At 72.1% G+C, this 5,310-nt stretch carries 4 protein-coding genes; 3 read left to right on the top strand and 1 reads right to left on the bottom strand.

Translation table 11 applies throughout. The features are described from left to right. Positions 1–533: 533 nt before the first annotated feature. From GPJ59_RS33060 to sucD, 3 genes are all read left to right on the top strand, one after another. Complete coding sequence (locus GPJ59_RS33060; RefSeq protein WP_258025282.1) at positions 534–1,664, top strand: VWA domain-containing protein; 1,131 nt, start codon at positions 534–536, stop codon at positions 1,662–1,664. Between the two features lie 267 nt (positions 1,665–1,931). Next, entirely contained in the window at positions 1,932–3,110 is a 1,179-nt protein-coding gene (gene sucC / locus GPJ59_RS33055; RefSeq protein WP_219671605.1) for an ADP-forming succinate--CoA ligase subunit beta, read from the top strand. Between the two features lie 23 nt (positions 3,111–3,133). Continuing rightward, positions 3,134–4,027: a succinate--CoA ligase subunit alpha gene (gene sucD, locus GPJ59_RS33050; protein ID WP_219671604.1), complete on the top strand. Its 894-nt coding sequence runs from the start codon at positions 3,134–3,136 to the stop codon at positions 4,025–4,027. Between the two features lie 188 nt (positions 4,028–4,215). Here sucD and GPJ59_RS38725 read toward each other — a convergent pair. Further along, positions 4,216–5,310, bottom strand: a 1,095-nt coding sequence (locus GPJ59_RS38725; RefSeq protein WP_219671603.1) for a hypothetical protein, incomplete at its 5' end; no start/stop codon positions are given.

Below are 5,310 nucleotides of genomic sequence, written 5' to 3'. Positions count from 1 at the left end.
CGCGTACCGCACGGCGCGTACCGCACGGCGCGTACCGCACGGCGCGTACCGCACGGCGCGTACCGCACGGCGCGTACCGCACGGCGCGTACCGCACGGCGCGTACCGCACGGCGCGTACCGCACGGCGCGTACCGCACGGCAACGCGCCGTATGCGGCACGCGTGGCGTGTACCGCACGGCGTGTACCGCGCGGCGTGTACCGCGCACGTTTGCCCCGCGATGCGCGGCAACGCGGGGCGCCTTCGCGGGCGTTGAAGTGACGAGCAGCAAACGAGCAGCAATGGAAATGGAAGCAGAGGGGGACGGACGAATGATGGACGGGAATGCGCGGGGCACGGCGGTCGCCGAGCCGGTCGCGGGGGACCGGATGGCCGGGATGGACCGGATGGCCGGGACGGCCGGGGTGGCCGGGACGGCCCGGATGGACCGGATGGCCGAGGTGGACACGGGCGCGGACGGCTCGGGCGGTTCGGACACGGGCTGGGGTGTCGCCGGAGGCGACCCCGCGGCCGAGCGGTTGCGGCGGTGGCGGATGGTGCTCGGTGGGGGCGAGGCCGAGGGGACCGGGTGTGCGCTGGCGGGACGGGACGCGGCGATGGACGCCGCGCTCGGCGCGCTCTACGGCGGCGCGTCCGGTGGCGCCTCCGGCGGCGGGGGCCGCCGCTCGGCAGGGGAGCGGTCCGCCGGCCTCGGCGGCTCCGCGCCCAAGGTGGCGCGCTGGCTCGGGGACATCCGTACGTACTTCGCCAGCTCCGTCGTGCAGGTCATGCAGCGCGACGCCATCGAGCGCCTGGGGCTGTCCTCGCTGCTGCTGGAGCCGGAGATGCTGGAGGCGGTCGAACCCGACGTACACCTGGTCGGCACGCTGCTCTCGCTCAACAAGGCCCTGCCCGACACCACGCGGGAGACGGCCCGGGCGGTGGTCCGCAAGGTGGTCGAGCAGCTGGAGAAGAAGCTCGCCGCGCGCACCCGGGCCACCCTCACCGGCGCCCTCGACCGGTCCGCCCGGATCAGCCGCCCGCGCCACCACGACATCGACTGGGACCGCACGATCCGCGCCAATCTCAAGAACTACCTGCCCGAATACGGCACGGTCGTGCCCGAGCGGCTCATCGGCTACGGCCGCGCCGCCCAGTCGGTGAAGAAGGAGGTGATCCTCTGCATCGACCAGTCCGGTTCGATGGCCGCCTCCGTCGTCTACGCCTCCGTCTTCGGCGCGGTCCTCGCCTCGATGCGGTCGATCGCCACCCGTCTGGTCGTCTTCGACACCGCCGTCGTGGACCTGACCGACGATCTCGACGACCCGGTGGACGTCCTCTTCGGCACGCAGCTCGGCGGCGGGACGGACATCAACCGCGCCCTGGCCTACTGCCAGTCCCGGATCACCCGTCCCGCCGACACCGTCGTCGTCCTGATCAGCGATCTCTACGAGGGAGGCATACGCAACGAGATGCTCAAGCGGGTGGCGGCGATGCAGGCGGCCGGCGTCCAGTTCGTCACGCTCCTCGCGCTCTCCGACGAGGGCGCCCCCGCCTACGACCGCGAGCACGCGGCCGCCCTGGCGGCCCTGGGCACGCCCGCCTTCGCCTGCACCCCGGATCTCTTCCCGGATGTGATGGCCGCGGCGATCGAGAAGCGGCCGCTGCCCGTGCCAGAGGGCTGAGAGGGTGATTCACTGGCAAGGGAATGGTGAGATCGCATGAATTTCCAGTTCACACGTGAGGCGATCTGTGACAGGTATCACCGCTCGGGTGTGAGCTGCGATTTAGGGACCTACGTCCCACGGGGATAACCTGCCGGACGGACATGCCGCGTCCACGGTCACCGTGTGCGCTTCCCTTGTGACAGCGCCGTCACGTTGCCCTCGCGGCACGCCCACGCAGACAACCGCGAACAACTGCGAATCTTTGAAGACAAGGGACGGACGCGCGTGGACCTGTTCGAGTACCAGGCGAGGGACCTCTTCGCCAAGCACGGTGTACCGGTGCTGGCCGGTGAAGTCATCGACACGCCTGAGGCAGCCCGCGAGGCGACCGAGCGGCTGGGCGGCAAGTCGGTCGTCAAGGCGCAGGTGAAGGTCGGCGGCCGTGGCAAGGCCGGCGGCGTGAAGCTGGCCGCGACCCCGGACGAGGCCGTCGCCCGCGCGACGGACATCCTGGGCATGGACATCAAGGGCCACACGGTCCACAAGGTGATGATCGCCGAGACGGCTCCGGAGATCCTCGAGGAGTACTACGTCTCCTACCTCCTGGACCGCACCAACCGCACCTTCCTGGCGATGGCCTCGGTCGCGGGCGGCATGGACATCGAGGAGGTCGCCGCGACGACCCCCGAGAAGCTCGCGAAGGTCCCGGTCAACGCCAACGAGGGCGTGACCATCGAGAAGGCGCGCGAGATCGTCGCGCTCGCCAAGTTCCCCGCCGACGTCGCCGAGAAGGTCGCCGAGGTCATGGTGACCCTGTGGGCCACCTTCGTCGCCGAGGACGCCCTCCTGGTCGAGGTCAACCCGCTCGCGAAGGTCGCCTCCGGCGACGTCATCGCGCTCGACGGCAAGGTCTCCCTGGACGAGAACGCCGAGTTCCGTCAGCCGTCCCACGAGGCGTTCGTGGACCACGCCGCCGCGAACCCGCTGGAGGCCGCCGCCAAGGCCAAGAACCTCAACTACGTCAAGCTCGACGGTGAGGTCGGCATCATCGGCAACGGCGCGGGTCTCGTCATGAGCACCCTGGACGTCGTCGCCTACGCCGGTGAGAACCACGGTGGCGTCAAGCCCGCCAACTTCCTCGACATCGGCGGTGGCGCCTCCGCCGCCGTCATGGCCAACGGTCTCGAGATCATCCTCGGCGACCCGGACGTCAAGTCGGTCTTCGTCAACGTCTTCGGTGGCATCACCGCCTGCGACGAGGTCGCCAACGGCATCGTCCAGGCCCTGAAGCTCCTCGAGGACCGCGGCGAAGCGGTCACCAAGCCGCTGGTCGTCCGCCTCGACGGCAACAACGCGGAGCTGGGTCGCAAGATCCTGTCGGACGCCAACCACCCGCTGGTCCAGCGCGTGGACACCATGGACGGCGCGGCCGACAAGGCCGCCGAGCTCGCGGCTGCGAAGTAAAGGGACGAGGTCACAGACTCACCATGGCTATCTTCCTCAACAAGGACAGCAAGGTCATCGTCCAGGGCATGACCGGTGCCACGGGCATGAAGCACACCAAGCTGATGCTGGCCGACGGCACGAACATCGTCGGCGGCGTGAACCCGCGCAAGGCCGGCACCACCGTCGACTTCGACGGCACCGAGGTCCCGGTCTTCGGCTCGGTCGCCGAGGCGATGGAGAAGACGGGCGCCAACGTCTCCGTCCTCTTCGTCCCGCCGGCCTTCGCCAAGGCCGCCGTCGTCGAGGCCGTCGACGCCGAGATCCCGCTGGCCGTCGTCATCACCGAGGGCATCGCGGTCCACGACTCCGCCGCCTTCTGGGCGTACGCCACCGCCAAGGGCAACAAGACCCGGATCATCGGCCCGAACTGCCCCGGCCTGATCACCCCCGGCCAGTCCAACGCCGGCATCATCCCGGGCGACATCACCAAGCCCGGCCGCATCGGTCTCGTGTCCAAGTCCGGCACGCTGACCTACCAGATGATGTACGAGCTGCGTGACATCGGCTTCTCCTCCGCCGTCGGCATCGGTGGCGACCCGGTCATCGGCACCACGCACATCGACGCCCTGGCGGCCTTCGAGGCCGACCCGGAGACCGACCTGATCGTGATGATCGGCGAGATCGGCGGCGACGCCGAGGAGCGCGCGGCCGACTTCATCAAGGCCAACGTGACCAAGCCGGTCGTCGGCTACGTCGCCGGCTTCACCGCGCCCGAGGGCAAGACCATGGGCCACGCCGGCGCCATCGTCTCCGGCTCCTCCGGCACCGCCCAGGCCAAGAAGGAGGCCCTCGAGGCCGCCGGCGTCAAGGTCGGCAAGACGCCGACCGAGACGGCCAAGCTGGCCCGCGAGATCCTGAACGGCGCGAGCGCCTGAGGCTGACCGCCGCCGCTCGCGTACGGACGCGCGCAACGGGCGTGGCCCGCACCCTCCGGGGTGCGGGCCACGCCCGTTTCTGCGTGGTCGTGAGGCCGATCGGGTGGTTCTGAGGGGCCGACCTGAGGGCCTGAGGGTCTGAGGGCCTGAGGGCCTGAGGACCTGAGTAGCCGACCGGCCGCGGCCGGCTACTCGACCCGGGGCACCAGCCGGGCGGGCCCGGCCACCGGCCCGGTGCGCAGCTTCTGTTGGAGCTCCCTGCCCTCGACCGTCAGCGGCGGCGGACCGGCGTGCGGGGGCACGCCGGACACGCTGGTACCGGGCGCCTGCGGGGCCACGTACCCGGTCGGTGCGGTGAACGCCGTGTAGGTGGTGGCGACCGCGATGACCGCGGTCAGGCCGACGGCGGCCCGGGTCAGCCGCCGGTTGCGGTGCTCGCCGGTCAGCCGTACGGACGCCGCCGCGCGCGGCTCCAGGCGTACGGCGGGCACGAGCGCGCCCAGCCGGTCGTGCAGCAGCTCGGGCCGTTCCCCGGGCGGTACGGCGGCCAGCTCGGGCACCCGCGCGGCGAGGAAGGCGTGCGCGCGCACCAGGCGTCCGCCGGCGACCGGCGTACTGGCCTCGGTCTCGGCGGCGGTGTCGGGCAGGTCCAGCCCCACGCCGTCGTAGAGCAGCACGGTTCGGCGGCGCCGCGGGGGCAGTGCGAGCAGGGCGTCCATCAGGATCAGGTCGGCGGGGTCGGCCGGGGTCTTGTCGGGGTGCTTGCGGGGGCGGCGGTGGAACCGGTGCCAGGGGCTGAGCGCCCAGTCGTACGCCGCCGCGCGCACCCAGCCGACCGGGTCGGGGTCCGTGGCCACCTCGGGCCACCGGTCCCAGGCCAGCCGGAACGCCCGTTCCACGGCGCACCGGGCGAGGTGTCGGCGCCCGGTGAGCAGGTACGTCTGACGGACGAGCGCAGGCGCGGCGAAGGCGTAGAGCCCGTCGAAGTCCTGTTCGGGGGTGCGGGGCCCGGCGGCGGAATCGGCTCCCGGGGCGCAAAGGGGGCCGCCGCCGCTCGGGTTGAGTCCGGGCCCGCTGCGGCGGCCCATGGGGACGGGGCCGGCCGGGGCGGCCGGCGCCGGATCCGGCCCGGCGTGCTGGGCAGCATCCGGGCCGGCGGCCGACCCGCCGTCAGACCCGGCGGCGGGCACGGCGATGGGTGCACGGTCGGCCGCGCGGGCCCCGGTGGCGGAGACCGCGTCCGCCGCCGCCGCGGCGGCGGACGCGGAGACGTGGGCGGAGAC

This window comes from Streptomyces bambusae (genome assembly GCF_019400985.1).
Taxonomy (GTDB): Bacteria; Actinomycetota; Actinomycetes; order Streptomycetales; family Streptomycetaceae; genus Streptomyces; species Streptomyces bambusae_A.
This window is presented reverse-complemented; position numbering and strand designations above follow the sequence as displayed.